The organism is Psychrobacter sp. T6-1 (assembly GCF_052258445.1).
Genome location: NZ_JBQQFC010000450.1, coordinates 1 through 1452, shown reverse-complemented (window position 1 = coordinate 1452; position 1452 = coordinate 1). Strand labels below are relative to the sequence as shown.

The following is a 1452-nucleotide window of genomic DNA, read 5'->3' as shown; positions in this document are numbered from 1 at the left end:
CCGTTTGGCGCACACGTACGGCGCATGAATCCGCGCGATAGCAAAGACTTTATCTTATCTGATGTGCGTATTCACCGTATTGTCAGACGCAGTGTTGGTTTTGGCGAGGTTGTGCCACCTGGGGTAGTTAAGGACGATGGTAAGGATCGCGGCTTGTTCTTTATCGGTATCAACGCGCATGCGATGGAAACCGTAGAATTCTTGCAATCACAGTGGATTGATGATGGCAACTTTATGAGCTTAGGGGAAGAAAAAGACCCAATGGTTGGCTTACATGATGCCAATAAGGACAGCGATGCTGATACCTTTACCGTACCCGCTGACCCAATTCGCAAGCGCTATCACGGTATCGAAACCTTTAATACCTTGCATGGTGGCGAGTACTTCTTTATTCCAAGCTTGTCCGCACTACAATGGATTAGCGAGTTATCTTAACCTTTACCTATAGATACGACTCAACTAATAAAAACGAGGATCCTTTATGCTAAAAAAGTTATTTAAAACAAAATACGTCCCCTACGATTCAAAATATATTGAACTTAGTGCAGAAGATGAGCGCAATATTCGTACCATCACTGACGATATCAAAAGCTATATTGCTCGAAGTGATAAAGCTAGCGATATAAATTACCATACACGTGATGCTCATGCTAAAGGTTACTGTGCATTAAAAGCCAAGTTTGAGATCTTGGATGATATTCCTGCCGAGTACGCTCAAGGTCTCTATGCCAAATCTGGCATTCATGACGCTGTGATTCGATTGTCTAACGGTTCATCGAGAGTATTTGCGGATCGTAAACTTGGATTTGCGTAGGGTTTAGCGATTAAGGTTTTTGATGTGCCGGGCGTAAAGTTAGCGCCAGGAGAAGAAGATAGTACGACTTTTGACTTCAACTTCATCAATCATCCTGTTTTCTTTTGCAATAGAATTCAAGAATACACCTATCTGTCGAAACTATTTTTAGAGTTGCCTAAATATACGGAAAATGGCGTACTAGGCAGGGCACAATTGGCTTTTAATTGGCTGACCAACTACGGCTCTAGACTGCCAACCAAAGAGTCAATTAAGACCTTTAAAGCGATCGGCGGCTTTACGACTATTGAGCCAAAAAATACTTTATTATATGACTTTTACTCGCAGGGCGCAGTGCGTCATGGCGACTACATGGCCAAGATACGCGCCACGCCTACAGCAGTTTTCGTCAAAAAGATAACGCGCCGTGAGGTAAAGGTAGACGCTCGCGAAGAGGCAATTCGTCCCCTAATTGTAGAGGAAATTCGTGAACATGATTATCAGTTTGATATTCAGATTCAGTTGTGTCGTAATCTCAAAAAGCAGCCAATCGAGGAGATTACCACTGAATGGAAAGAGTCGGATGTGCCATTTGTCACCGTCGCGCGTTTGACCATTCCATGCCAAGATGTACCTGATGATGGCAACTTTGAGATTAT

At 43.3% G+C, this 1452-nt stretch carries 2 protein-coding genes and 1 pseudogene; all 3 read left to right on the top strand.

From position 1 onward, the window contains the following. Nucleotides 1–435, top strand: a pseudogene (locus tag ACTXGO_RS13705) (Dyp-type peroxidase); the annotation flags it as partial. Between the two features lie 46 nt (nucleotides 436–481). Then, nucleotides 482–814, top strand: coding sequence for a hypothetical protein (locus ACTXGO_RS13700; RefSeq protein ID WP_443574911.1), 333 nt, complete (start codon nucleotides 482–484; stop codon nucleotides 812–814). Between the two features lie 24 nt (nucleotides 815–838). Further along, nucleotides 839–1452, top strand: a 614-nt coding sequence (locus ACTXGO_RS13695) for a catalase family protein (RefSeq protein ID WP_459112934.1), incomplete at its 3' end; no start/stop codon positions are given.

What these genes read in the sequence shown, in the direction of transcription:
- ACTXGO_RS13700 (WP_443574911.1), top strand. Translation starts at nt 482, where the DNA reads ATGCTAAAAAAGTTATTTAAAACAAAATACGTCCCCTACGATTCAAAA.